Here is a 23,995-nt window from a genome sequence, read left to right as displayed (position 1 = left end):
GGGGCTCCGCCCCGGGCCCCGCGCCTCAATCGCCGGCGGGGCTGAAATGCCGGGGCTCCGCCCCGGACCCCGCGCCTCAAACGCCGGCGAGGCTGAATTTGGCGCGCGCCTCAGACATCGGCGGGGCTGGGTTTGGCGCGCGCCTCAGACGCCGGTGGGGCTGGGTTTGGCTCGCGCCTCGAACGTCGGCGGGGCTGGAGTTGGGCCCCGGCTCAGACGCCGGCGAGGGTGGGTTTGGTGGGGTGGCGGGGGAGGAGGGCGCCTCTCAGGGCCATTGTGGTGCCCAGGGCGACGATCGTGGCGGCTACCGCCATGCCCAGGACGCCGTTCAGGGGGAGGACGATGCCGATCGCGCCGCCCAGGACCCAGGCCACCTGGAGCAGGGTTTCCGAGCGGGCGAAGGCCGAGGTGCGGACCGACTCCGGGACGTCGCGCTGGATCGTCGCGTCCAGGGAGAGCTTCGCCAGGGCCTGGCAGAAGCCGGCCGTCGCGCCCAGGACGGCCACCATCACGCCGCTGAAGAACACGCCCGCCAGGATCGACACCGCGAGGGTCAGGCAGAGGACCGCCGCGATGATCACCTCCGGGGCCCGCGCGCGCAGCCACGCGCCCACCGCCGTACCGCAGGCGTTGCCCACCCCCGCCGACACGCCGACGATGCCCAGCGACACCGCCGCGCTCTGCCCCGCCAGGGGATGCTCGCGCAGCAGGAACGCCAGGAAGAAGATCAGGAACCCGGACAGCCCGCGCATCGCGGCGTTCGCCAGCAGCCCGCACAGCACCGACCGGCTCACCGTCCGCAGCCCCGGCCGCTTCGAGTGCGCCTCGTGCGTGGACAGCCGCGCCCGCCGCTCGCCCTTCGCGTCGTCCACCTTGTGCGGCAGCGTGAACGCCGCGAAGGTCCCGCACAGGAAGACGACACACGCCCCGTACAGCGGCCAGCGCGGCCCGATCGCGTTGAGCCCGGCGGCCACCGGCGCCGCCACGCCCGTGGCCAGCAGACCGGCCAGCGTGACCCGCGAGTTCGCCTTGACGAGGGAGAAGGCCGGCGGCAGCAGTCTCGGCACCACCGCGCTGCGCACCACCCCGTACGACTTGGACGCCACCAGCACGCCCAGCGCCGCCGGATACAGCTCAAGGCCCCCCGTGGCCACCGCGCCCGACATCAGCACCGCGAGGAACGCCCGCGCCAGCATCGCCGCCGCCATCGACGCGCGCCGCCCGTGCGGCAGCCGGTCCAGCAGCGGGCCGATCACCGGGGCCAGCACCGTGAACGGCGCCATCGTGATCGCCAGGTACAGGGCCACCCGGCCCCGCGCCTCGTCCGTGGGCACCGAGAAGAACACCGTCGAGGCCAGCGCCACCGTGATCATCATGTCGCCCGCGCCGTTGATGGCGTGCAGCTCGATCAGCTTGCCCAGGCCCGATTCGCCCGCCCCGTGCGCGTGCGTGGCGCGCCGGATCCCCTTGGCCGGACCGGTGATCGGCCGGTGCAGGGCACGCCCGACAGCCCGGCCGGCCCGCCTGGCCGGTCCCGAGCCGTCATCGGACGACCGTACGGGTGCCACACCCGCCATAGTGCCCCACCGGGCCCCCTCGGGCGCCTCCCGGCGTGTCGCCGGACGCGGGTGAACGGGCCCGCTTGTCCGCGAATCGGACCTTGCATGTGTGCCCAGGGCTTGAGAGGAGGTAGCGTGCGTAGCGCGCCACCGGCGGTTGCTCCTGGCCGCGCGCCTCTTCGTGATCCCGCAGAATGGATCGCAGTGAGGTGAGCCCGGAGTCCGATCGGGTGCGGACGTCGACGCGGCCCTCTGGTCCGCTCCGCCCGCGCCACGTACGGACGGCACCGTCGGGTCGTTGTGAACGACAGTACGGACGGCGCACACGTGAGACGGCGTAGGAGAGAACGAGACCAGTGAGTGCTGCGACGACGCGAAGCCGTACCCCGCGTACCCCCGACCGCCTGTGCGTCGAGGCGGTAGAACTCGCCCGCGCGGCAGCCGAGGAGGCCGCCTACCCGGGAGTCGTGGGCGCGCACGTCTCCGCCGTGGCGGAGGGCGACCGCGTCGTCACCCACTTCTTCGAGTCCAAGGAGCCGGGCTACCGCGGCTGGCGCTGGGCCGTCACCGTCACCCGCGCCTCCCGCGCGAAGAACGTCACCCTCGACGAAACGGTGCTGCTCCCCGGCGACGACGCGCTGCTGGCCCCCGAGTGGGTGCCGTGGAGCGAGCGGCTGCGCCCCGGGGACATGGGTCCGGGCGATCTGCTGCCCACCGAGGCCGACGACCTGCGCCTGGAGCCGGGCTGGTCCGGCGAGGACACGCCGCCGCCGAACTCGGTCGTCTCCACCGAGATGGCCGAACTGGTCGAGGCCGAGGACGCCGACGTCACCGACCGCACCGTGGCGCCCGCCCGCGGCTCCATCACCGCGGTGGCGGAGGAACTGGGCATGCGCCGGGCGCGCGTGCTCTCCCGGTACGGGCTGCACGCCGCGGCCGACCGCTGGGACGAGTCCTTCGGCGCGAAGACCCCGATGGCCCAGGCGGCCCCGGCCTCCTGTGTCTCCTGCGGCTTCCTCGTCGCCGTCGGCGGCTCGCTCGGGCAGGCGTTCGGCGTCTGCGCCAACGAGTTCAGCCCGGCGGACGGCCGGCTGGTCTCGCTGTCCTACGGCTGCGGCGGCCACTCCGAGGCCGCGGTGGTCCCGGCGCCGCCGCGCCCGGCCCCGCCGGTGCTCGACTCGATGGGCACGGACGAGTTCGTGCTGCGGCCGGCCGCGGCCGTCGCCGACACCGGTTCGGCTCCGGCCTCGGACGCCCAGGACGCGGACCTCGGCCACTCGTAGGACCCCGGCCACGCGGAGGACCCCCGGCCACTCGTAGGACCGGCCACGCGGAGGGCCGGGCGGCCGTGGCGTCCGCCGGTCAGTCGCGCGGGCGGCGGCGCAGCAGCCGCTTCGCGCCGAAGACCAGGGCCAGGCCCCCGGCCAGCACCAGCGCGCCCTTGCCGAAGCCGCCCGTCGGCTCCGGCGCCGGGGCCGCCTCCGGCGGGGAGCCCGGCCGCGGCGAGGCGGAACCGGCCCCGGGCGAGGGGGCGGCGGCCGCGGCCACCGGGACGGCGACGACCCGGCTGTTCGCGCCCTCCGAGCCGAACATCAGCGTGGAGCCGTCGGGGGTGTAGGTCACCGACTCCGCCTGTCCCTGCCAGGGCGCGTCCACCCGCTCGCCCTCGCCCGCCGGACGGCCGTCCTTCCACGGATAGGTCCGGGCCGTGAAGTAGCCCCGCAGGGTGAGCCGGCTGCCGTCGGGGGAGAAGGCCCCGTCCGTCACCCACGGCACGTCCGCCACCCGGCGGAACACGTTCGCCCCGCCCGTGGACAGCTCCGCGGGGCCCTCGTACAGCCCGCCCCGGCTCTCGTTCTTGCTCGCGATGTACACCCGGCCCGTCACCGGATGGACCATCAGGGACTCGGCGTCGCGCGGCCCGTCCTCGTACCGCACGGTGAACTGCGCGGCCTTGACGGTGACATCACCCAGTTGCTTCGGCTCCGGGAAGCGGTAGATCCACACGTGGTCCCAGGTGCCGTTCCGGTTGTCCCCGATGTCGCCCACGTAGAGCTGCCCGTCCGGCCCCAGCGAGATCGCCTCCACATCGCGCGGGGTGCCGATGCCGGTGAGCGTCACCCGGGCCACCGTGCGGCCCGTCGCCGAGTCCACCCCGTAGACGTAGGGGCCGTCCTCGCTGTCGTTGTGCGTCCAGTAGACCCCCGGGTGGATCCGGCTGGCCGCGAGCCCGCTCGACTCCTTGATCCGCGGGTCGGAGATGGTGAACGAGGAGGGCGCGGGGGAGCCGGCGGCCAGGGCGGCGGACGCGCCGGGCAGCACGGCGGAGAGGACGGCCGCGGCGGCCAGGGCGAGGGCGGCGGCGGACGGCAGGGGCGGGCGCATCCTCCCAGCCTGCCAGGAGCCCCCGCGTGTCCGGCGTCACAGGGGCGTCCGCCGCGCGATCCGCGATGATGACCGGATGCGTTTCATGTTCGTCGGCGACTCCATGACCATCGGACGCGCCGGCGACTACACCTGGCGCTACCGGATGTGGCAGCACCTCACCGCCGTCCCCGACGGCCCGCACCGGATCGTCGGCCCCCGCGACACGCTCTACGACACCGCCGCCGACGCGCCCGTCAGCCACGCCTACGCCGACCCGGGCTTCCCCGGCCCCGCCCGCCGCCATCTGGCCGGCTGGGGCGAGGGCTGGCAGCACATGGCCCCGCTCGTCGGGGAGGCCGTCGCCGCGCACCGGCCCGACGTGCTGCTGGTCTCCCTGGGCCTGATCGACCTCGGCTTCTACACCGACGCCGGGCAGACCACCGCCAACGTGCGCGCCTTCGTCGCGGCGGCCCGCGCCGCCGCCCCGGCCGTGCGCATGGTGCTGCTGCCGGTCATACCGAACAGCCGGGCCGAGGAGGACGCCCCCTTCGCGGCCGAGGTGGCCCGCTTCAACGAACTGCTCGCCAAGGCCGTCGCCGACCTCAGCACGCCCGCCTCGCCGCTGCTGCTGGCCGCGCGCCCGGCCTCGTACGACATCCGGTACGACACCTACGACGGTACGCACCCCAACGCCTCCGGCGAGCACCGGCTGGCGGGGGAGTTCGCGGCGGTGCTGCACCAGGCGTGGGCCGTCGGCGGCCCCTACCGGCCCGCCCGCGACACGTAACGGCACCTTCACGGGAGGGGCTTGCCTGGAGTCCACTCCAAGCAGTTGGCTGGTGACCCATGAAGTACACACAGCTCGGACGCACCGGTCTCAAGGTCAGCCGACTCGTACTCGGCACCATGAACTTCGGCCCCCAGACGGGCGAGTCCGAAAGCCACGCGATCATGGACTCCGCCCTCGACGCGGGCATCAACCTCTTCGACACCGCCAACGTCTACGGCTGGGGCGAGAACAAGGGCCGCACCGAGGAGATCCTCGGCACCTGGTTCGCCCAGGGCGGCCGACGGCGCGAGAAGACGGTGCTCGCCACCAAGGTCTACGCCAGCATGGCCCCCGAGGGCGAGACCTGGCCCAACTACGACCGCCTGTCGGCGCTCAACATCCGGCGGGCCGTCGACGCCAGCCTCCAGCGCCTCCAGACGGACTACATCGACCTCTACCAGTTCCACCACATCGACCGGCACACCCCCTTCGAGGAGATCTGGCAGGCCGTCGAGGTCCTGATCCAGCAGGGCAAGATCCTCTACGCCGGCTCCTCCAACTTCCCCGGCTGGAAGATCGCCCAGGCCAACGAGACCGCCGCCCGCTCCGGCCGCCTCGGCCTGGTCAGCGAGCAGTGCCTCTACAACCTCGCCGAGCGGCGCGCCGAGATGGAGGTCATCCCGGCGGCCCAGGAGTACGGCCTCGGGGTCATCCCGTGGTCCCCGCTGCACGGCGGGCTGCTGGGCGGCGTCATCAAGAAGGAGACCGAGGGCGGGCGCCGGGCCTCCGGCCGCTCCGCCGAAGCCCTCGCGAACAGCACGGTCCGCGCGCAGGTGCAGGCGTACGAGGACCTGCTCGACAAGCACGGCCTCGCGCCGGGCGAGGTCGGGCTGGCCTGGCTGCTGACCCGCCCCGGGGTCACCGGGCCGATCGTGGGCCCGCGTACGCAGGAGCAGCTCGACGGCGCGCTGCGCGCGGTGGAGCTGGAGCTCGGCGAGGAGGTCCTGACGGGCCTGGACGAGATCTTCCCCGGGCCGGGGGCCTCGCCGGAGGCGTTCGCCTGGTAGCGGGCCGCCGGAGGGGTCCGGCCGCCGGAGGGTGCTACTGGCCCACGGCGGCCGCCACGGCCACGACGAGGAACATCAGCACGAGCACACCGGCCATCACACGGTTTCGGGTCTTGGGATCCACCCGTCGAGCCTAACGCGGCAGCCCCCGCGTCATCGACGCAGGGGCTGTGGCCGGGCTCGGGGAGGCAGCGGTCACTGCCAGCTCATGTCGCCGTTCTGCGCGGCGACCGGCGGCTTGGCGGCGGTCAGCGGGGCGGCGGAGGCGACGGCGGGGGCACCGAGGACGACGGTGAGGGCGACGACCGCGGCGGCCTGGAAGATACGGGTGATGCGCATGATGTCCGGTTCCCTTCGGAGCGCCCTGAGGCGTACTGACTGCGGAGTCCCGGCCGGTCCAGCGTCCCGCGGTGGCGCTGTCCCTTTCCGGTGAGACCTAGCTAAGCCGCAGCTCAGCGGGGGGTGAAGGGGTAGCGGCTGGCCGCAACCGGTCGTGTCCGGTTGCGGACAACCGACCCGGCCGCGGCCCTCAGACCGCCCGCCGCTCCATCAGCGCCACCGGCATCAGCGGCACCCCGACATCCAGCAGCCGGGCCCGCGGCAGCACCCGCGCGCCCAGCAGCCGGCGGCACACCGCCTCGGCCCGCCGCTCGGCCTCCTCCAGGGAGTCCGACAGCACGTAGAAGCCGAGCGTGAAGTGTTCCGCGGACTGCGGATGCACCGCCAGGTGCTCGACGCGGTCCCCCGGGCGCAGGCCCGCGCGGGCCGTCGCGCGCAGGTCGTCGGGGACTTCCGCAGGGGGGACCGTCCGCAGACGGGCGTGGACGAGGTACATGGGTCCACGGTCCCCCCTGCGGGCCTCCGCCGGAAACGGAACACGCTGGCCGGTTGTGGTCGTGGACACAACTGGCCACGCGGCGCGATTCTGCGATGATCTTCCCCATCGAAGTACCAACGGGGTGGGGGGAACCACATGTTGACCGAACTCGGACTCGATGCCAGAGCCGACGCCGTCTACCGCGCCATGCTCATCGATCCCGCGTCGGGAGTCGCGGCCCTGGCCGTGAGCCTCGGCGTCGCCGAGGACGACGTACGCGCAGCGCTCGACCTGCTCAGCGAGCTGGCCCTGGTCCAGCCCTCGGCGGACGACAGCGGACGGCTGCGCGCGGTCTCCCCGGACATCGGGATGGAGATCCTGATGGCGCGCGGGCAGGCGGAGCTGGCCGCGCAGCAGCAGCGGCTGGAGGCGTCCCGGGCGGCCGCCGCCCGGCTGATCTCCGAGTACTCGGAGCTGCGCCCCGCCGCCCGGCATCCCGGGGTGGAGCAGCTGATCGGCCTCGACGCGGTCCGCGACCGGCTGGTGGCGCTGACCCGGGAGACGAAGGAGGAGCTGCTGGCCTTCTCCCCGGACGCCACGCTGAGCGAGTCGGCGCTGGCCGCCTCGCGTCCGCTGAACCGGACGCTGCTGGAGCGCGGGGTGCGGATGCGCACGGTCTACCTGGACAGTGTCCGCAACAGCAGGCCCTCCGTGGAGCACGCCAACTGGCTCACCGAGCTGGGCGGGCAGGTCCGTACGGTGGCCTCGCTGCCGACGCGGATGCTGATCGTGGACCGCTCGACGGCGCTGATCCCGGTGAGCGACGACTCCTCGGCGGGCGCGGTCGTGCTCAGCGGGCACGGCATGCTCGTCGCCCTCTGCGCGCTCTTCGAGTCCACGTGGGCCACCGCGCAGCCGCTGGCCGAGATCGCCGTCCTCGGACCGGACGGGCTGACCGCCCAGCAGACCACCGCCGTACGGCTGCTGGCCGAGGGTCATACCGATGACGCGATCGCCAAGCGGCTCGGGGTGTCCTCGCGGACGGCCCGGCGCATCGCGAACGAGCTGATGGAACGCCTGGGCGCGCGCAGCCGCTTCGAGGCCGGGGTGCGGGCCGTCCAGGAGGGCTGGCTGCCCGCCCGCCCGTAGGCGCCCTCCCCGTACGGAACCCAGCCGCCCGGTGCGGTCACGACAGTGGCCGGGCCGGGCGGCTTCTGCGTGTCCGGGGGCGGGGGCCGGGGGCGGGGTGGCTGGAATCTGCGCTGCCGTCGCGGCCGGATCGGGCCTCTCTGGCCGTGACCGGCCATGACCGCTTCGGGCCAGTGGATCTCTCTTCCACCGGCCGCGGGGAGCGGCGAATCTATTGCTTGTCACCGGGACGGAACGCCGGGGGACAGCAGCCCACCTCTTCGATTCGGAAGGAAGAACCACTCCCATGCGTACTGGAATCCTCCGGGCCACCGCGGTCGTCGCCCTCACCCTCGGCATCACCTCCGTCGCACCGATGGCCTCCGCCCACGCCCCCGCCCACCCGGTGCCCGCGGCCGGAACGGCCGGCCCCTCGACCCCGGCGAACACCCCGCTCACGGCGGTCAGCAGCCCCCGCTAGGCCCCCGCACCGCCCGCCTGGCTCCTGACACCGGCCGCCAGGCACCTCGTACCGCCCGCAGGCCCCAGGACCGCTGTACCTGCAGGACAGCTGTCCGTCCGCCGCACTCCCGCAACACCGCAACCCGCAGCACCGCGCACCGCGCCGTACGCCGCCGGTCGAGCCCTCGCTCCCGGCCATCCAGACCTCCTGACCCACCACCACCGGAGCACAGCCATGTCCCGATCCCTGCCCAGAGCCCGCCACGCGGCCGTCGCCGCCCTCATCGCCGGAGCCGTCGCCGCCGGCGCCGTGGTCGCCGTCGACTCCGCCGCCTTCGCCGCCCCGGCGGCCGTCGCCGAGGCGGAGAACCCCGACTACGGCAGCCCCGGCCAGGGCCCCGAGCAGCCGGCCGACGAGCAACTGCGGGCGGCCTCCTTCTCCTCGGCCGCCGCCGAGGGCAATACGAAGATCACCCGCAGCGCGGTCATCGCCCGGGCCAGGAGCTGGGTCGGCATCGGCCTGGACTACAACGGCGGTGGCAAGCACGGTGGTTACCGCACGGACTGCTCGGGCTTCGTCTCGATGGCCTGGGACCTGGACTTCCAGCCGGCCACCAACACCTTCGGCCCGCGCGGTGTCACCGAGTCCATCACCAAGTCCGAACTCAAGGCGGGCGACGCCCTCCTGGACGACGACAGCGGCTCCCAGGGCCATGTGGTCCTGTTCGAGAAGTGGGCCAACTCCGACCGCACCCAGTACTGGGGCTTCGACTTCACCCCCAGCGGTGTCCATCACCGCGTCTACGACTACCCGTACTACCCGGGCTACGGCCCCTACCAGCCCGTCCGCTACAAGAACATCGCCGAGGACGTGACCACCCCGCCGCCCCCGGCGCCCGGCATGACCGATCTCGTCGCGGTCGACATCAACGACGACTCCGTCGACGACGTGGTCGGGGTGCAGGCGTCCACCGGCAAGCTGTGGCTCTACAAGGGCAATTCCAACGGCACCATCGCCTCCGGCGGCAGCCGCGTCGAGATAGGCAGCGGCGGCTGGAACGGCATGTCCGGCCTGGCCGGCGGCGACTACACCGGCGACGGCAAGGACGACCTCGTGGCCGTCGAGGAGGCCAGCGGAAAGCTGTACCTCTACCCGGGCAACGGCAGCGGCCTGAACTCCCGCAAGGAGATCGGCTCCGGCGGCTGGAACGGGATGACCGACCTGATGGGCGGCGACTTCAACGGCGACGGCAAGGCCGATGTCGCCGCGGTCGAGAAGTCCACGGGCAAGCTGTGGCTCTACAAGGGCAACGGCGCCGGATCCATCGGCGGCGGCAGCAGCCGCGTCCTGATCGGCAGCGGCGGCTGGAACGGCATGCACGACCTGGTCGGCATGGACATCAACAACGACCGCAGGACCGATGTGGTCGCCGCCGAGCGCTCCACCGGCAAGCTCTTCCTCTACACCAGCAACGGCACCGGCCTGAACTCCCGTACGGAGATCGGCTCGGGCGGCTGGAACGGCATGACCGACCTCACCGGCGGCGACTTCACCTCGAACGCGAACGACGACCTCGTCGGCGTCGACGCGGCCACCGGAAAGCTCTACCTCTACCCGGGCACCGGCGCGGGTCTGGGGGCGCGCAAGGAGATCGGCTCCGGCGGCTGGTAGCCGCCCCGACCTCTCCCCGCTCTCCTTACGCACCACCCCTTCCCTGACACCTCCTTGGCACGCCCGTGCCGGTTTGGACGTACTCCCATGTCTGTTGAGACCACCTCCACCCTGTCCCGCTTCATGACCCGCCGGGTCCGTATCGCCACCGGTCTGGTCTGCGCCACCATGGCCGCCGTGGCCCTCTCCGCCGGCGGTGCGAACGCCGACGGCGGGCCGGAGGACCCGCACGGCGACCTGACCGAGCTGACGGCCACGGACCTCGGCCTGTCCGACGGCCCGATGATGTCCCCGATGGCCGCCGCCGAGGGCGACGCCCGCCCCGACTTCCAGATGCCGTTCAAGTGCGGCGAGACCTGGCAGGGCGCCTCCCGTGACGGCCACAGCCCGAGCCACCACGCCGTGGACTGGACCCAGGGCGGCTCCACCGCGAACTCGCCGGTCGTCGCCAGCGCCGGCGGCACCGCCAAGGTCGTCGACCTCGGTGACCGCAGCTACGGCAAGTACGTGGTCATCAACCACGGCGGCGGCTGGACCACCGTCTACGCCCACCTCAACGGCTTCAGCATCTCCAACGGGGCCACGGTCAAGGCCGGCCAGCAGATCGGCGTCGTCGGCAGCACCGGCAACTCCACCGGCGCCCACCTGCACTACGAGCAGCGCTTCTGGGGCGATGACCAGCGCACGGTCTTCAACGACAGCGCCTTCTACGGCTTCGGCCGCTGGTCCAAGTCGCTGACCAGCAAGAACTGCGAGACCAAGACCCCCGAGCCCAAGCCGACCGGCCCGGGTGAGGCGGGCACCGGCTCCGCCGGCATGGTCGACCTGGCCTCCGCCGACCTCAACGGCGACAACGTGGTCGACGTCGTCGCGGTGGAGGCTTCCACCGGCAAGCTCTGGCTCTACAAGGGCGCCTCGAACGGCACCATCGCCTCCGGCGGCAACCGCGTCCTCATCGGCTCGGGCGGCTGGAACGGCATGACCAACCTGACCGGCGGCGACTTCACCGGCGACGGCAAGGACGACATCGTGGCGGTGGAGGAGTCCACCGGCAAGCTGTGGCTCTACAAGGGCGCCGACAACTCCACGATCGCCTCCGGCGGCAGCCGCGTCATGATCGGCTCGGGCGGCTGGAACAACATGACCAGCCTGACGGGCCTGAACCTCAACGGCGACAAGATCGCGGACCTGGCCGCCGTGGACAAGACCACCGGCAAGCTCTACCTCTACCCGGGCACCTCCGGCGGCCAGCTCGCCGCCCGCAAGGAGATCGGCTCCGGCGGCTGGAACGGCATGACCAACCTGACCGGCATGGACCTCAACAACACCGGGCGCCAGGACCTGGTCGCGGTGCAGAAGTCCACGGGCAAGCTGTTCATGTACCCCGGTGACAAGGGCTACCTGAGCCCGCGCATCGAGATCGGCTCGGGCGGCTGGAACGGCATGTCGGACCTGATCGGCGGCGACCTGCTGAACTCGCAGCTCTCGGACGACCTGGTCGCCGTCCAGAACGCCACCGGCAAGCTCTTCCTCTACCCGGGCACCGGCTCCGGCGGCCTCGGCGCCCGCAAGGAGATCGGTACCGGCGGCTGGTAAGCACCGGCACCCGTGAGGCGGCCCGTCCCGGCAGGGGCGGGCCGCCTCATGCCGTCCGGCCCGCCAGCGGCCAGGCGCCGACCGTCTCGTACCGGGGGCGCGCGCCCGGCACCCCGTCCGCCGGGAGGTGGCTGCGGACCAGGCTGAGGGTCTCCGCCCGCCAGGGCGCGCCCTCGAAGCCGGCGAGGGCGTCCCGGTACGGGCCCAGCGGCGGGCCGCCGTGCCGGCCGCGGGCCAGGGTGAGGTGCGGGGTGTACCGCCGGTGCCGCTCCAGGGGTACGCCGGCCCGCCGGGCGGCGGCGTCGGTCCGCTCGGCGAGCATCCGCAGGGCGGGCAGCTCCCCGGCGGCGCCGGCCCACAGCACGTTCTCCCCGAACTGCCCGGAGCCGTGCACGCGCAGCGTGAAGGGCGCCGTCCGGTGCGCGGCCCGCTCCAGCCGGGCCCGCAGCTCCGGGAGCAGTTCCTCGCCCACCTCGCCCAGGAACGCGAGCGTGAAATGCCACCCCGCCCCGGCGGTCCAGATCAGCCGCTCGTCCCGCAACGGCCCCACGGCCGCCTCCAGCTCGGCGAGGGCGGCGTCGGGCGGCAACACGGCGACGAACAGTCTCATGCGGCGAGCGTAGTGGGGCGCGGGCCCGGCGGGGTGCGGGGCGGAGCCCCGGGAAGGCCCGCCGGGGGCTTCGCTCAGGCCACCGTCACCAGTTCGCGGCGGTGCGGGACGGCCGGGACGAAGACCAGGCCGTGCCGCCCCACGCGCAGCCGCAGGTTGCCCACCCGGGCCAGGATCACCGCGATCGCCACGGAGGCGGCCAGCGAGATCAGCGCACCCGAGGCCATCCCCGCCCGCGCACCGTACGTATCGGTGATCCAGCCCAGCAGCGGCGCGCCCACCGGGGTCCCCCCGGTGAACACCATCATGAACAGGGCCATCACCCGCCCCCGCATCTCCGGCGCGGTGGCCATCTGCACGCTCGCGTTCGCCGTGACGTTCACCGTCAGCCCGAAGACCCCGATCGGCACCAGCAGCGCCGCGAACAGCCAGAACGCGGGCGCGAAGGCCGTCACGAGCAGCAGTACCGAGAACAGCGCGGCGGCGGCCACCAGCACCCGCAGCCGGGACTGCCCGCGCCGGGCGGCGAGCAGGGCACCCGCCAGCGAGCCGGCCGCGATCAGCGTGTTGAAGAGCCCGTACGTGCCCGCGTCGCCGTGGAAGACGTCGCTGACGAAGGCCGACAGCCAGATCGGGAAGTTGAAGCCGAAGGTGCCGATGAAGCCGACGAGCACGATCGGCCAGACCAGCTCGGGCCGCCCCGCGACATAGCGCAGCCCCTCGCGCAGCTGCCCCTTGGCGCGCGGCCGCGGCGCGACCGGGTGCAGCTCCTGGGTGCGCATCAGCAGCAGGCCCGCGATGGGCGCGGCGAAGGACAGGCCGTTGAGCAGGAAGGCCCAGCCGGAGCCCACGGCGGTGATCAGCACGCCGGCGACGGCGGGGCCGACCAGCCGCGCGGACTGGAAGTTGGCCGAGTTCAGGCTGACCGCGTTGGCCACCTGGTCCTTGCCGACCATCTCGGAGACGAAGGTCTGCCGGGCCGGGTTGTCCACGACGGTGACGAGGCCGAGGGCGAAGGCGGCGAGGTAGACGTGCCAGACCTGGACGTGCCCGGCCAGGGTGAGGGCGGCGAGCGCCAGGCCGGTCAGGCCCATGGCGCTCTGGGTGGCGAGGAGCAGCGGCCGCTTGGGCAGCCGGTCGGCGAGGACGCCTCCGTAGAGGCCGAACATCAGCATCGGCAGGAACTGCAGGGCGATGGTGATGCCGACGGCGGAGGCGGAGCCGGTGAGGGACAGGACCAGCCAGTCCTGGGCGATGCGCTGCATCCAGGTGCCGGTGTTCGACACGACCTGGCCGGTGGCGAAGAGCCGGTAGTTCCGGATCCTCAGCGAGCTGAACATCCCGCCCCGGCCGCTGCCGGGGGGTGCCCCGAGGTTCTTGCCCGCCCGTGCCGCGGGGTGCGCGGCGCTGGTGGTGGTGGATATGTGGCCGGGTGCGGAATCTGCTCCGTTTCCCGTACTCAAAAGCGTTCGCCTCCTGGCGTCGTTCCTACAGGTGCGCGAGCTTCTCCAGGACGGGGGCGGCCGCGCGCAGCTTGGCCCATTCGTCCTCGGTCAGCTCGGCCGCGAGCCCGGCCAGGAAGGCGTTGCGCTTGCGGCGGCTCTCTTCGAGCATCGCTTCGGCCTCCTCCGTCTGGCGGACCACCTTCTGGCGGCGGTCGTCGGGGTGCGGTTCCAGCGTGACCAGTCCCTTGGCCTCCAGCAACGCGACGATGCGTGTCATCGACGGCGGCTGGACGTGCTCGCGGCGGGCCAGCTCGCCCGGAGTGGCCTGGCCGCAGCGGGCCAGGGTGCCGAGGACCGACATCTCGGTCGGGCTCAGCGACTCGTCGACGCGCTGGTGCTTCAGGCGCCGCCCCAGCCGCATGACGGCGGAGCGGAGGTCGTTCACGGCGGCAGCATCGTCGCCATGGGAGAGGTCAGGCATGTACTTAGAATAACTCATTACTCTCTCTAAAGAACACTGGTTTCGGTGCTCATGCACGCGGTATGTGCCATGTCACTCGTACGGGTGAGTCGGCGGCCGAAAGCCGCCCACGGGCGCACCCGGTGCCCCGACTCTTTCGCCATGGGGACACATGTGCTCAGCATGCGCATAGACGGGGAGCTCCTCGACAGGCTCCGGATCCATGCCGCCAAACGCGGAATGAGCGTCCAGGACTATGTGGTCCGGACGCTCATTCGCGACGACTTCGACGAGCGCTTCAAGGCGGCCGTCGACGAGACGGAGAAGTTCTACGGGGTCACCTGAGCCGGTGCCCGGGCCCCTTCTCCGGGGCCGTGCCTACGCGAGGCCCAGGGCGGGCATCGCGTAGTAGAAGACGAACACCGCCGACACCACGTACAGGGCGGCGGGTACCTCGCGTCCCCGGCCGGTGGCCAGGCGCAGCGCGCAGAAGCTCACGAAGCCGATGCCGATGCCGTTGGTGATCGAGTAGGTGAACGGCATCATCACCATGGCCAGGAAGGCCGGGACGGCGATGGTGAGGTCGTTCCAGTCGATGTCCCGGATCGAGCCCGCCAGGATCAGGAAGCCGACCGCGATCAGCGCGGGCGTGGCCGCCTGGGACGGCACCATGGTGGCCAGCGGGGTCAGGAACAGCGCCACGGCGAAGAGGCCGCCCGTCACGACGTTCGCCATGCCGGTGCGGGCGCCCTCGCCGACGCCCGCCGTGGACTCCACGAAGCAGGTGGTGGCCGAGGAGGAGGTGGCGCCGCCGGAGGCGACGGCCAGGCCGTCGATCAGCAGCACCTTGTTGATGCCGGGGAACTCGCCGGTGGTCCGGTCGATCAGCTTCGCCTCGTCCCCGACGCCGAGGATGGTGCCCATCGCGTCGAAGAAGCAGGACAGCAGCACGGTGAAGACGAAGAGGCAGCCGGTCAGCACGCCGACCTTGCCGAAGCCGCCGAAGAGGCTGACCTCGCCGACGAGCCCGAAGTCGGGCATCGCCACCGGGTTGCCCGGCCACGCGGGGACGGTGAGGCCCCAGGCGGCGGCCGGCAGGTCCGCGACCAGCTGGACGACGACGGCGGCGAGGGTCATCGCCACGATGGAGATCAGGATCGCGCCCGGCACCTTGCGGATCATCAGCGCGAGCGTGAGCAGTACGCCGATCACGAAGATCAGCACCGGCCAGCCGTCGAGGTGGCCGGTGCCGCCGAGCTGGAGCGGGACCGTGGTGTGCGCGGCGTCCGGGATGCGGGAGACGAAACCGGAGTCGACCAGGCCGATCAGCATGATGAATAGGCCGATGCCGATGGCGATGCCCTTGCGCAGGCCCAGCGGGACGGCGTTCATGACGCGCTCGCGCAGGCCGGTGGCCACCAGCAGCATCACCACGAAGCCCGCGAGGACCACCATGCCCATGGCGTCGGCCCAGCTCATGCGGGGGGCGAGCTGGAGGGCCACGACGGTGTTCACGCCGAGGCCGGCGGCGAGCGCGATGGGGACGTTGCCGATGACACCCATGAGGAGGGTGGTGAACGCCGCCGTCAGGACGGTGGCCGTCACCAGCTGGCCGCCGTCGAGCTGGTGGCCGTACATGTCCTTCGCGCTGCCCAGGATGATCGGGTTCAGCACGATGATGTAGGCCATCGCGAAGAAGGTGGCGAAGCCGCCGCGGACCTCGCGGGCGAGGGTGGAGCCGCGCTCGGAGATCTTGAAGTAGCGGTCCACAGCGCCGGAGGGCTCCCGTGGGGAGGGCTCCGGGGTGAGGGATGCGGGGGCGGGGGCCGGGGTGCTCATACGGTCCTCAATGGGTGATTCATACGAAGAAAATGGGCCGCGCCCAAACCGTTTCAGTATGAACACATGACGGAAAGGCCGTCCATCTCCGCGCGTAGAACCCCGCGAGGGCAGGGCGACCGGTCGGCCCCACCAGGCCCGCTTAGACTTCCGGCATGGCCAAATGGACTCCGAAGCACGAGGCGCCCGAGCCCCTGGAGGGCCCCGTCGTCGCGACCGTCACCGGTGGCACGATCCTGTGGTTCGCCCTCTTCCTGGTCCAGCTGCCCTTCTACGGATGGTTCGCCGACCGTGGTCAGCTGTGGTGGGTCTGGACCTGCGCGGCCGGCGGATTCCTCGGCCTCATCGGCATCTGGTACGTCCGCGGGCGGGACGCCGCGCTCAAGCGGCACGCGGCGTCGGCGGCGGCGTCGGCCGAGGGCGGCCCCGGGTCCGTTTCCGGGCCGGGCGAGGGCCGCACCGGCACCGCCTAGCCGCGCGGGGGCCGCCGTACGCCCGGCCCTGGGCCCGGCCTCCGCCCGGCTCCTACCAGGGGACGATCCGGGTCATCCCGAAGTCGCGACTTCGGGCCTCTCGGCGGGTGAAGCCCCGGAACCCCGCTTACCGTCGGAACCATGACGGAGCGGGCGAGGATCGACCATGACGGGCGCGAGCCGGGCGGCGGACCCGGCACGGCCATCGACGCCGGGGCCGAGCTGGACCCCGTACACCCGGTACGGCCGCCGGCCCCCCGGTTCCGGCCGGAGGGGCTGACCACCGCCGAGGTCGCGGAACGCGTCGCGCGCGGCGACGTCAACGACGTGCCGGTGCGCTCCTCGCGCTCCACCGCCGACATCGTCCGCGCCAATGTCTTCACCCGGTTCAACGCGATCATCGGCGTGCTGTGGCTGATCATGCTGATCGTCGCGCCGATCCAGGACAGCCTCTTCGGCTTCGTGATCATCGCGAACACCGGTATCGGCATCATCCAGGAGCTGCGCGCCAAGAAGACCCTCGACGGACTCGCCGTCATCGGGGAGGCCAGGCCGAGCGTGCGCCGCGACGGCCGCACCGCCGAGATCTCCACCTCCGAGATCGTCCTCGGCGACGTCATCGAGCTCGGGCCCGGGGACAAGGTGGTGGTCGACGGCAACGTCGGTGAGGCCGACGGGCTGGAGATCGACGAGTCCCTGCTCACCGGCGAGGCCGACCCCGTCCTGAAACGGCCCGGCGACCCGGTGATGTCCGGCTCCTTCGTCGTCGCCGGCGGCGGCGCCTTCACCGCCACCAAGGTCGGCCGCGAGGCGTACGCCGCCCAGCTGGCCGAGGAGGCGTCCCGCTTCACCCTCGTCCACTCCGAGCTGCGCTCCGGGATCTCCACGATCCTCAAGTACGTGACCTGGATGATGATCCCGACCTCGATCGGGCTGATCATCAGCCAGCTCGTGGTGAAGGAGAACAACTTCAAGGACTCCGTCGCCCGCACCGTCGGCGGCATCGTCCCGATGATCCCCGAGGGCCTGGTCCTGCTGACTTCCGTGGCCTTCGCGATCGGCGTGATCCGGCTCGGCCGCCAGCAGTGCCTGGTGCAGGAGCTGCCCGCCATCGAGGGCCTGGCGCGGGTGGACGTGGTCTGCCTGGACAAGACCGGCACCCTCACCGAGGGCGGCATGGACGTCACCGAGCTGCGGCCGCTCGGCGGCGCGGAGATCTCGTACGTCACGAAGGTGCTCGGCGCGCTGGGGGAGTCCGACCCGCGGCCCAACGCCAGCCTCCAGGCCATCATCGACGCCTACCCCGACAGCGCGGAGTGGCGCTGCACCGAGTCCCTGCCGTTCTCCTCCGCCCGCAAGTACAGCGGCGCCAGTTTCAGCGAGGGCGACGGGGAGATCAACACCTGGCTGCTGGGCGCCCCCGATGTGCTGCTGCCCGCCGGGGACCCGGCCCTCACCGAGGTCGACGCCCTCAACGAGCAGGGCCTGCGCGTGCTGCTGCTGGCCCGCTCCGCCCGCGAGCTGGACGACGAAGAGGTGGCCACCGGGGTCCGGCCGGCCGCGCTGGTGGTCCTGGAGCAGCGGCTGCGGCCGGACGCCGCCGACACGCTGCTCTACTTCGAGGACCAGGACGTCAAGGCCAAGGTCATCTCCGGTGACAACGCGGTCTCCGTGGGCGCGGTCGCCGGGAAGCTGGGCCTGCCCGGCGCCGGGAACACCGTCGACGCGCGGAAGCTGCCCGCCGGGCAGGAGGAGATGGCGGAGGTGCTCGACGCGAACTCCGTCTTCGGGCGCGTCACCCCGCAGCAGAAGCGGGACATGGTCGGCGCCCTCCAGTCCCGGGGCCACACCGTCGCCATGACCGGCGACGGCGTCAACGACGTGCTCGCCCTCAAGGACGCGGACATCGGCGTGAGCATGGGCTCCGGCTCGGAGGCCACCCGCGCGGTCGCGCAGATCGTGCTGCTGAACAACAGCTTCTCCACCCTGCCGTCCGTGGTCGCGGAGGGCCGCCGGGTCATCGGCAACATCACGCGGGTGGCCACCCTCTTCCTGACGAAGACGGTCTACTCGGTGCTGCTGGCCGTCCTGGTGGTCTGCTCCCAGGTGGAGTACCCCTTCCTGCCCCGGCACCTGACGCTGCTGTCCACGCTGACCATCGGCATCCCGGCCTTCTTCCTGGCCCTGGCCCCGAACAAGGAGCGGGCCAAGCCGCACTTCGTGAAACGGGTGATGCGGTACGCGATCCCGGGCGGTGCGATCGCGGCGACGGCCACCTTCGTCAGCTATCTGGTGGCCCGCCACCACTACACCGGGCCGGAGGCCCTGAACGCCGAGACCAGCGCGGCCACGCTGACCCTGTTCCTGGCCTCGATGTGGGTGCTGGCGATCATCGCCCGCCCGTACACCTGGTGGCGGGTGGCGCTGGTGGGCGCGATGGGCCTGGCCTTCCTGATCGTCCTGGTCGTGCCCTGGCTCCAGGAGTTCTTCCAGCTCAGGCTGGTGGGCACGACCATGCCGTGGATCGCGGTGGCGATCGCCGCGGCCGCCTCGGCCCTGATCGAGATCACCTTCCGCTGGGTCGACCGCCGCTTCCCGGCCTAGGCCCCGCGGGCGCCGCGGGGCCGTTGCCGGGCCGTCGCGGGGGTCCGTCAGACGAGTCCGTCCGCGGTCAGCCCGGCCAGGACCGCCTGGCTCAGGGTGTGCAGCGCGGACTGCGGGCGGACCATGACCGTGAACTCCGAGATCCGGCCGTCGGCACCGACGTGGAGCTGGTCGATGCCGTGGATCTCCTTGCCGTCCACGGTGGCCCGGAAGGGCAGGATCACGGCCGGGCCCGCCGTGCCGTCGGCGCTGGTCTCCACCGCACCGGCGAAGTGTCCGATGTAGCGCAGGTCCTCGAAGGTGCGCAGCAGCACCCCGAAGAGGCCCGTCACCATGGGCCGGCCCTCGAACGGGCGGAACTTCACCGGGCTGTAGAAGCGGATGTCCTCGGTGAACAGCTCCTCGATCGCGGCGAGATCGCGCGCCTCGACGGCGGCGCGGAAGCGTTCGGCGGTCTCCACGGCGGTCTTCACGGCAGTCTCCATGACCCCTCCTGAGTACTCGTGGCACAGACGTCATAGTCAAGGAATTGACTAGTCGCTTTCGTGAGTATGATGCCGGGGCGTACGAGGAAAAGGGAAGGGGCGGCCGCGATGGCCCTGAGACATGCCGTACTGGCGGCGCTGCTGGACGGGGAGTACAGCGGCTACGAGCTGGCCAAGTCCTTCGACATCGGTGTCGGCAACTTCTGGCACGCCTCCCCCCAGCAGCTCTACACCGAGCTGACCCGGCTGGAGAAGGAAGGGCTCGTCTCCGGCCGCCAGGTGGTGCAGGAGGCCCGTCCCAACAAGCGCCTGTTCCGGGTCACGGACTCCGGCCGCACCGCGCTGGCGGAGTTCGCGACGGCCGCCGCCAAGCCCTCCGTCATCCGCGACGACCTCCTCGTCAAGGTCCAGACCGCCGACCGGATCGGCGCCGCGCCCGTCATCGCCCAGCTGGAGGAACGGGCCGCCGCCGCCGACGCCAAGATCGACCTCCTCCACCGGGTCCTGCGCAAGATGCGCGGCGACCTCGGCGAGGAGGAGTTCCTCCGCCGCGGCGAGGCCATCGGCGGCTACCTGACCGGGCTGCGCGGCATCGCCTTCGAGGAGGGCCACCGCGACTGGTGCCGCCGCAGCGCCGCCGTCCTGCGAGAGAGGCCGACCGCCCGTGCCGAAGACTGAGTACCAGCGCTACGTCGCCCTCGGCGACAGCCAGACCGAGGGGCTGGGCGACGGGGACGACCTCCTCGGGCTGCGCGGCTTCGCCGACCGGTTCGCCGCACACCTGGAGGCCGCCCGCCCCGGGCTGCTGTACGCCAACCTCGCCGTCCGCGGCCGGCTCGCCGGGCAGGTCCGCGCGCAGCAGCTCGGGCCCGCGCTGGCGCTGCGCCCCGACATCGCCACCGTCGTCGCGGGTGTCAACGACGTGCTGCGGCCCCGCTTCGACGCGGCGGAGACCGCCGGGCACCTGGAGGCGATGTTCGCCGCGCTCACCGCCGCCGGGACCCATGTGGCCACGGTGACCTTCCCCGACCTCGGCAGGATCGCCCCGCTCGCCCGGCCCCTCGCCCCCCGGCTGACCGCGCTCAACGCGCTCGTACGGGCCGCGGCCGCCCGGCACGGGGTCACCGTCGCCGAGACCGCCCTCCCCGAGGCGGTGGCCGACCCGCGGATGTGGACCGCCGACCGGCTGCACGCCAGCGCCCTCGGGCACGAGCGCATCGCCGCCGCCCTCGCGCACGCCGTCGGCCTGCCCGGCAGCGACGACACCTGGTCCCACCCGCTGCCCCCGCCCCCGGCCGCCGCGCGCCGCTCGGCCGCCGCGGCCGAACTGCGCTGGGCGACCGCCTTCCTCGGCCCCTGGCTGGGCCGCCGGCTGCGCGGCCGCTCCTCGGGCGACGGCCGCACCGCCAAGCGCCCCGACCTGCTGCCGCTGGCGGCCGCCGGGGAGCTGTCCTAGTCGAACCAGCGGTCGCGGGCCAGTTCCGCCGTGCGGGAGGGGTCCTCCAGCAGGGCCGCCACCTCGAAGCGGCGCGGCCACTGGCCCGCCGACCAGGCCAGGCCCGCCGCGACACCCTCCAGCGTGGAGGCGTGCAGGGTGCCGTCCGGGGTGCGCCGCCAGTCCAGCTCCACCCCGCCCGCGACCAGCTCCTCGTGCTCCACGTACGTCGCCGGGGTGGCCGGGCCCAGCAGCACCCGTACCGCGTCCGGTACCTCGTGCACCTCACCCGGCGTGGTCACCTCCGCGGGCACCGTCTCCGACAGCCGCCGGACCTGGAGCAGTTCCGCGAGGTCCGCCGCCCGCGAGGGGGTCACCGGCAGCAGCGGCAGGCCCGCCGCCAGCGGCAGCAGGTCCGGGGCGTCCGCGATCACCGCCTCGGCGGCGTCCACCACGACCACCTCGCCGTCCACCACCGCGCGCAGCTCCTCCGGCAGGGTCACCTGCTCGGGGTCGAGATCGGCCAGGGCGCCGTACAGGCCGTACAGCTGCCGGTCCGTCACCTCCCGCTCCGGGTCCGCGAGCCGCCCCAGCAGCTCCGCGGCTCCGCCCGGCTCGTCCAGCAGGGCCGGTACGGAGGTCCGTACGCCCAGGGCGCGCAGCACCTGCTCGTCCTCGAAGCCCGTGGCGTCCGCCGAGGTGTACAGCCCCGCCAGCAGCGGATCGCCGCCCGCCGCCCGGAGCCCCGCCGGGCGGCGCCCGTCGAGCACCGGGTGGTCGCGCAGCCACCACGCCGTGTACGGGCGCACCGACCGCGTGGTGCCGTCCGGCAGCAGGACCCGCACCGGCTGGGTCAGCGCGTCGCGCAGCGGCGGCCGCGCGAGCATGGCGAGGGCCTGCGGCCAGCAGTCGTCGTCGACCAGGTCCAGATCGCGTACGGCGACCAGCTCGGTGGCGACCGGCGGCACGGGCAGCTCCGGCAGCTGGTCGAGCAGGTCCTCGCACCACACGTCGACCGCGTCCAGCAGCCCCGCGTCGTCCGGCTCGGCGAAGTCCCCGTCGCGCGGCTCCAGTTCGTCCGGGTCGAGCACCACGTCCGCCGCGCGCACCAGCTGGAAGGTGGCCAGCACCCCGCAGGCGGTCAGCGGGCCCGCGCCCCACCGCTCGGCCAGCTCGGCGTCCACGTACGGGACCTCGTCCTCGCGGATCACCGACGCCAGCGGCGAGCCCGGCAGCAGCAGTTCGCCCGCCGGGGCCGGCTCGCCGTCCTCGTCGGGGAGGGCCAGCGCGCCCAGCCAGGGCTCGTCGCCCGGGGCCAGCTCCGCGTCACGGACCAGGCCCAGCACCACCTCGGCCAGCTCCTCGGCGTCCAGGGTGTCCGCGTCCTCGTCCCAGATCTCCCCGGCGTCCAGCGAGGCGGCCACCGCGGCCCGCACCTGCGGGGTCGTCAGCACCGCGCGGGCCGTGGCCGGGAGCGCGCCCAGCTTCTCCAGCAGCGGGTGCGCGGCCTCCGGGTGGGCCACCTTGAGCCCGAGGCGCGCCAGTCCGGCGGGCGTGTCCTCGTACGGCAGCAGCACATGGCGCGGGCCGATCGTCGTCCGGCCGTCGGCGAGCGGCACGGGCAGCCCGGACAGCCGGTCGGGGTCCACCCCGGCGAGGCTGTCGTAGAGCCGGTGCCACCACTCCGGGGTGCGCTCGATGCCCGCGATCCGCTCGATGGCGTCGCCCAGCGGCAGCCGGCCCACGCCCAGCGTGCGCAGCTCGGCGCGGCGCTCCAGCCCGGCGGGCAGCAGGGTCGGCAGCACCTCGGCCAGGACGCGTACGGTCTCGGCGCCCGCGCCCTCCACCACCTCGGCCTCGAAGGGGCGCAGCGCGGCGCGCTCCTCGGCGTGCTCGGGCGGGGCGGCGGGCGCGAGGAAGGCCGTACGGGGCAGGCGGCGCAGCACGGCGGCGCGCAGGGCCCCGTCCAGCTCGCCCTTGCCCAGCGGGCCGGGCACCAGGTCCACCAGCTCCGGGCCCACCGGGTCCCAGGCGCCCAGGAGTTCGGCGTACGCGTCGGCCGCGCGCTCCACGAGGAAGTCCAGCAGCGGCCCCGGCGCGGGATGCCGGCGGGTGGTGTCCAGCGGCAGCGTCGCGATGAGCAGGGCGGGGATGCCCAGCGGCTCGTCGGTGGGGGTCGGCGCGTGCACCACGGCGGCGGTGGCCGGGCGCAGCGGGGCGCCGTCGGGGTCGACGGGCACCGCCCAGGACACCGCCCAGGCGGGCCGCAGCCGTTCCTCCACGGGCCGGCCCGCGAGCAGGGCCTTGTCCAGGGGGCCGCCGTGGCGGACGGTGCGCCAGCGGTTGACGCGCGTACCGTCGGCGGCGGTGTCCTCGACCACCGTGTACGGGCCCTCGTCGCGGCGGTCCAGCCGGCGCGCGCCGTTCCGGGTCTCCACGACGATCTCGCACAGGCCGGGCAGGGTCAGCAGCAGCGCGTCGTCGATGCCGGCCAGCAGCCGCGCCACCAGGTCCTCGGCGGCGGCGTCGCGCAGCGGCAGCACCACCACGGTGTCGTAGCCCTCGGGGGCGGTGCCCTCGGCGGGCAGCGGCAGGCGCAGCAGGGGGACGTGCCCGTCGCGGCGGCGGAGTTCGTCGCCGAGGCCGGGGCTGCCGACGGCGGCCTCCCGGGCCAGCTCGCGGGCCTCGGCCAGGGACCAGCGCACCCCGCCGTGGCGGCCCAGCACGGCCGGCTCGTCGCAGACGGCGAGGACGGCGGCGAAGCCGACGCCGAAGCGGCCGACGCTGTCCCCGGCGGGCTCGCGCTTGGCGGAGGCGCGCAGCGTGCTCAGCGACTCCACGCCCGTCGCGTCCAGCGGGGCACCGGTGTTGGCGACGGCCAGCAGCGCGGGGCCGTCGCCGTTCTCGTGCAGGGTCAGCCGCAGCCGGCCCGGGACCCCGGCGCGGGCCGCCGCGTCGGCGGCGTTCTGCGCCAGCTCCACCACGAGGCGGTCCCGGTAGCCGCCGAGCGCCAGGTCCTCCTCGGCGTTGGCGTCCTCGCGGAACCGGGCCGGCCCGGCGCCCCAGGCGTCCAGCACCCCGCGCCGCAGCCGGGCCGTGCCGAAGGGGTCCACACCGCTCTGGGCCGCCGTCACTCGCACGCTCACGCCGCTGCCTCCACAATTCGCCGCCGGAACTCCAGAAGGTATCGCGTGCCGGGCCGCGCCT

Annotated in this window: 22 protein-coding genes; 12 read left to right on the top strand and 10 right to left on the bottom strand. The window is 73.4% G+C overall.

Annotated elements, in window-relative coordinates; translation table 11 throughout:
- Window positions 1-212 precede the first annotated feature (212 nt).
- On the bottom strand, window positions 213-1,577 hold the full coding sequence (locus ABZ873_RS03660) for an MFS transporter (protein WP_360864495.1): 1,365 nt from the start codon (window positions 1,575-1,577) through the stop codon (window positions 213-215).
- Between the two features lie 338 nt (window positions 1,578-1,915).
- On the opposite strand from ABZ873_RS03660, the gene ABZ873_RS03655 reads away from it, so the two are divergent.
- Window positions 1,916-2,842: a DUF3027 domain-containing protein gene (locus ABZ873_RS03655; RefSeq protein ID WP_360864493.1), complete on the top strand. Its 927-nt coding sequence runs from the start codon at window positions 1,916-1,918 to the stop codon at window positions 2,840-2,842.
- Window positions 2,843-2,921: 79 nt separating this feature from the next.
- Here the strand turns inward: ABZ873_RS03655 and ABZ873_RS03650 are convergent, their stop codons facing one another.
- Window positions 2,922-3,944 (bottom strand): WD40 repeat domain-containing protein, encoded by a 1,023-nt coding sequence (locus ABZ873_RS03650; RefSeq protein WP_360864491.1) that lies wholly within the window; start codon window positions 3,942-3,944, stop codon window positions 2,922-2,924.
- A 76-nt stretch (window positions 3,945-4,020) separates the two neighbouring features.
- Between ABZ873_RS03650 and ABZ873_RS03645 the strand changes: the two genes are divergently transcribed.
- Both ABZ873_RS03645 and ABZ873_RS03640 read left to right on the top strand, forming a co-directional pair.
- Window positions 4,021-4,713, top strand: coding sequence for a GDSL-type esterase/lipase family protein (locus ABZ873_RS03645; RefSeq protein WP_360864489.1), 693 nt, complete (start codon window positions 4,021-4,023; stop codon window positions 4,711-4,713).
- A gap of 59 nt (window positions 4,714-4,772) precedes the next feature.
- Entirely contained in the window at window positions 4,773-5,762 is a 990-nt protein-coding gene (locus ABZ873_RS03640) for an aldo/keto reductase (protein WP_360864487.1), read from the top strand.
- 195 nt (window positions 5,763-5,957) lie between these two features.
- Here the strand turns inward: ABZ873_RS03640 and ABZ873_RS03635 are convergent, their stop codons facing one another.
- A complete protein-coding gene (locus ABZ873_RS03635; RefSeq protein WP_360864485.1) occupies window positions 5,958-6,101 on the bottom strand; it encodes a hypothetical protein in 144 nt (47 codons plus the stop codon).
- A 190-nt stretch (window positions 6,102-6,291) separates the two neighbouring features.
- Window positions 6,292-6,597 carry a hypothetical protein gene (locus ABZ873_RS03630; protein ID WP_360864483.1) on the bottom strand — a complete coding sequence of 102 codons (306 nt, stop codon included), beginning with the start codon at window positions 6,595-6,597 and terminating at the stop codon, window positions 6,292-6,294.
- A gap of 138 nt (window positions 6,598-6,735) precedes the next feature.
- Between ABZ873_RS03630 and ABZ873_RS03625 the strand changes: the two genes are divergently transcribed.
- The 4 genes from ABZ873_RS03625 to ABZ873_RS03610 all read left to right on the top strand — a co-directional run bounded on the left by ABZ873_RS03625 (window position 6,736) and on the right by ABZ873_RS03610 (window position 11,437).
- Window positions 6,736-7,728 carry a helix-turn-helix domain-containing protein gene (locus ABZ873_RS03625; RefSeq protein ID WP_360864481.1) on the top strand — a complete coding sequence of 331 codons (993 nt, stop codon included), beginning with the start codon at window positions 6,736-6,738 and terminating at the stop codon, window positions 7,726-7,728.
- A 286-nt stretch (window positions 7,729-8,014) separates the two neighbouring features.
- Complete coding sequence (locus ABZ873_RS03620) at window positions 8,015-8,188, top strand: hypothetical protein (protein ID WP_360864479.1); 174 nt, start codon at window positions 8,015-8,017, stop codon at window positions 8,186-8,188.
- A 216-nt stretch (window positions 8,189-8,404) separates the two neighbouring features.
- A complete protein-coding gene (locus ABZ873_RS03615) occupies window positions 8,405-9,841 on the top strand; it encodes a VCBS repeat-containing protein (protein ID WP_360864477.1) in 1,437 nt (478 codons plus the stop codon).
- Window positions 9,842-9,928: 87 nt separating this feature from the next.
- Window positions 9,929-11,437, top strand: coding sequence for a peptidoglycan DD-metalloendopeptidase family protein (locus tag ABZ873_RS03610; protein WP_360864475.1), 1,509 nt, complete (start codon window positions 9,929-9,931; stop codon window positions 11,435-11,437).
- 46 nt (window positions 11,438-11,483) lie between these two features.
- Here ABZ873_RS03610 and thpR read toward each other — a convergent pair whose 3' ends face one another.
- The 3 genes from thpR to ABZ873_RS03595 form a co-directional block, all read right to left on the bottom strand.
- A complete protein-coding gene (gene thpR / locus ABZ873_RS03605) occupies window positions 11,484-12,047 on the bottom strand; it encodes an RNA 2',3'-cyclic phosphodiesterase (protein WP_360864473.1) in 564 nt (187 codons plus the stop codon).
- A 74-nt stretch (window positions 12,048-12,121) separates the two neighbouring features.
- The gene (locus ABZ873_RS03600; protein ID WP_360864535.1) at window positions 12,122-13,387 is read right to left on the bottom strand and encodes an MFS transporter; all 1,266 of its coding nucleotides are present in this window, start codon (window positions 13,385-13,387) and stop codon (window positions 12,122-12,124) included.
- 148 nt (window positions 13,388-13,535) lie between these two features.
- A complete protein-coding gene (locus ABZ873_RS03595; protein WP_030662370.1) occupies window positions 13,536-13,973 on the bottom strand; it encodes a MarR family transcriptional regulator in 438 nt (145 codons plus the stop codon).
- A gap of 141 nt (window positions 13,974-14,114) precedes the next feature.
- On the opposite strand from ABZ873_RS03595, the gene ABZ873_RS03590 reads away from it, so the two are divergent.
- The gene (locus ABZ873_RS03590; protein WP_360864471.1) at window positions 14,115-14,297 is read left to right on the top strand and encodes a ribbon-helix-helix protein, CopG family; all 183 of its coding nucleotides are present in this window, start codon (window positions 14,115-14,117) and stop codon (window positions 14,295-14,297) included.
- Between the two features lie 33 nt (window positions 14,298-14,330).
- Here ABZ873_RS03590 and ABZ873_RS03585 read toward each other — a convergent pair whose 3' ends face one another.
- A complete protein-coding gene (locus ABZ873_RS03585) occupies window positions 14,331-15,791 on the bottom strand; it encodes an NCS2 family permease (protein ID WP_360864470.1) in 1,461 nt (486 codons plus the stop codon).
- Window positions 15,792-15,946: 155 nt separating this feature from the next.
- On the opposite strand from ABZ873_RS03585, the gene ABZ873_RS03580 reads away from it, so the two are divergent.
- Together ABZ873_RS03580 and ABZ873_RS03575 are read left to right on the top strand one after the other, a co-directional pair.
- Complete coding sequence (locus ABZ873_RS03580; protein WP_360864468.1) at window positions 15,947-16,264, top strand: DUF2530 domain-containing protein; 318 nt, start codon at window positions 15,947-15,949, stop codon at window positions 16,262-16,264.
- A 141-nt stretch (window positions 16,265-16,405) separates the two neighbouring features.
- Complete coding sequence (locus ABZ873_RS03575; RefSeq protein WP_360864466.1) at window positions 16,406-18,868, top strand: cation-translocating P-type ATPase; 2,463 nt, start codon at window positions 16,406-16,408, stop codon at window positions 18,866-18,868.
- A 47-nt stretch (window positions 18,869-18,915) separates the two neighbouring features.
- On the opposite strand, the gene ABZ873_RS03570 is transcribed toward ABZ873_RS03575, so the two are convergent.
- Window positions 18,916-19,353: a nuclear transport factor 2 family protein gene (locus tag ABZ873_RS03570; RefSeq protein ID WP_360864464.1), complete on the bottom strand. Its 438-nt coding sequence runs from the start codon at window positions 19,351-19,353 to the stop codon at window positions 18,916-18,918.
- Window positions 19,354-19,461: 108 nt separating this feature from the next.
- Here ABZ873_RS03570 and ABZ873_RS03565 point away from each other — a divergent pair, with 108 nt between their 5' ends.
- Window positions 19,462-20,031: a PadR family transcriptional regulator gene (locus ABZ873_RS03565; RefSeq protein ID WP_360864462.1), complete on the top strand. Its 570-nt coding sequence runs from the start codon at window positions 19,462-19,464 to the stop codon at window positions 20,029-20,031.
- Window positions 20,018-20,809, top strand: a complete 792-nt coding sequence (locus ABZ873_RS03560; protein WP_360864461.1) for an SGNH/GDSL hydrolase family protein — start codon at window positions 20,018-20,020, stop codon at window positions 20,807-20,809. The genes ABZ873_RS03565 and ABZ873_RS03560 overlap by 14 nt, the downstream gene beginning before the upstream one ends.
- Here ABZ873_RS03560 and ABZ873_RS03555 read toward each other — a convergent pair.
- On the bottom strand, window positions 20,806-23,934 hold the full coding sequence (locus ABZ873_RS03555; protein ID WP_360864460.1) for a molecular chaperone Hsp90: 3,129 nt from the start codon (window positions 23,932-23,934) through the stop codon (window positions 20,806-20,808). The genes ABZ873_RS03560 and ABZ873_RS03555 overlap by 4 nt on opposite strands.
- Window positions 23,935-23,995 lie beyond the last annotated feature (61 nt).

Source organism: Streptomyces sp. NPDC047014 (assembly GCF_040644195.1).
Classification (GTDB): Bacteria; Actinomycetota; Actinomycetes; order Streptomycetales; family Streptomycetaceae; genus Streptomyces.
This window is presented reverse-complemented; position numbering and strand designations above follow the sequence as displayed.

Bases quoted from the DNA above. Each gene is read 5' to 3' on its own strand.
- ABZ873_RS03660 (WP_360864495.1), bottom strand. From the start codon at position 1,577: ATGGCGGGTGTGGCACCCGTACGGTCGTCCGATGACGGCTCGGGACCG.
- ABZ873_RS03650 (WP_360864491.1), bottom strand. From the start codon at position 3,944: ATGCGCCCGCCCCTGCCGTCCGCCGCCGCCCTCGCCCTGGCCGCCGCG.
- ABZ873_RS03645 (WP_360864489.1), top strand. From the start codon at position 4,021: ATGCGTTTCATGTTCGTCGGCGACTCCATGACCATCGGACGCGCCGGC.
- ABZ873_RS03640 (WP_360864487.1), top strand. From the start codon at position 4,773: ATGAAGTACACACAGCTCGGACGCACCGGTCTCAAGGTCAGCCGACTC.
- ABZ873_RS03635 (WP_360864485.1), bottom strand. From the start codon at position 6,101: ATGCGCATCACCCGTATCTTCCAGGCCGCCGCGGTCGTCGCCCTCACC.
- ABZ873_RS03630 (WP_360864483.1), bottom strand. From the start codon at position 6,597: ATGTACCTCGTCCACGCCCGTCTGCGGACGGTCCCCCCTGCGGAAGTC.
- ABZ873_RS03625 (WP_360864481.1), top strand. From the start codon at position 6,736: ATGTTGACCGAACTCGGACTCGATGCCAGAGCCGACGCCGTCTACCGC.
- ABZ873_RS03620 (WP_360864479.1), top strand. From the start codon at position 8,015: ATGCGTACTGGAATCCTCCGGGCCACCGCGGTCGTCGCCCTCACCCTC.
- ABZ873_RS03615 (WP_360864477.1), top strand. From the start codon at position 8,405: ATGTCCCGATCCCTGCCCAGAGCCCGCCACGCGGCCGTCGCCGCCCTC.
- ABZ873_RS03610 (WP_360864475.1), top strand. From the start codon at position 9,929: ATGTCTGTTGAGACCACCTCCACCCTGTCCCGCTTCATGACCCGCCGG.
- thpR (WP_360864473.1), bottom strand. From the start codon at position 12,047: ATGAGACTGTTCGTCGCCGTGTTGCCGCCCGACGCCGCCCTCGCCGAG.
- ABZ873_RS03600 (WP_360864535.1), bottom strand. From the start codon at position 13,387: ATGTTCAGCTCGCTGAGGATCCGGAACTACCGGCTCTTCGCCACCGGC.
- ABZ873_RS03595 (WP_030662370.1), bottom strand. From the start codon at position 13,973: ATGCCTGACCTCTCCCATGGCGACGATGCTGCCGCCGTGAACGACCTC.
- ABZ873_RS03590 (WP_360864471.1), top strand. From the start codon at position 14,115: ATGGGGACACATGTGCTCAGCATGCGCATAGACGGGGAGCTCCTCGAC.
- ABZ873_RS03585 (WP_360864470.1), bottom strand. From the start codon at position 15,791: ATGAGCACCCCGGCCCCCGCCCCCGCATCCCTCACCCCGGAGCCCTCC.
- ABZ873_RS03580 (WP_360864468.1), top strand. From the start codon at position 15,947: ATGGCCAAATGGACTCCGAAGCACGAGGCGCCCGAGCCCCTGGAGGGC.
- ABZ873_RS03575 (WP_360864466.1), top strand. From the start codon at position 16,406: ATGACGGAGCGGGCGAGGATCGACCATGACGGGCGCGAGCCGGGCGGC.
- ABZ873_RS03570 (WP_360864464.1), bottom strand. From the start codon at position 19,353: ATGGAGACTGCCGTGAAGACCGCCGTGGAGACCGCCGAACGCTTCCGC.
- ABZ873_RS03565 (WP_360864462.1), top strand. From the start codon at position 19,462: ATGGCCCTGAGACATGCCGTACTGGCGGCGCTGCTGGACGGGGAGTAC.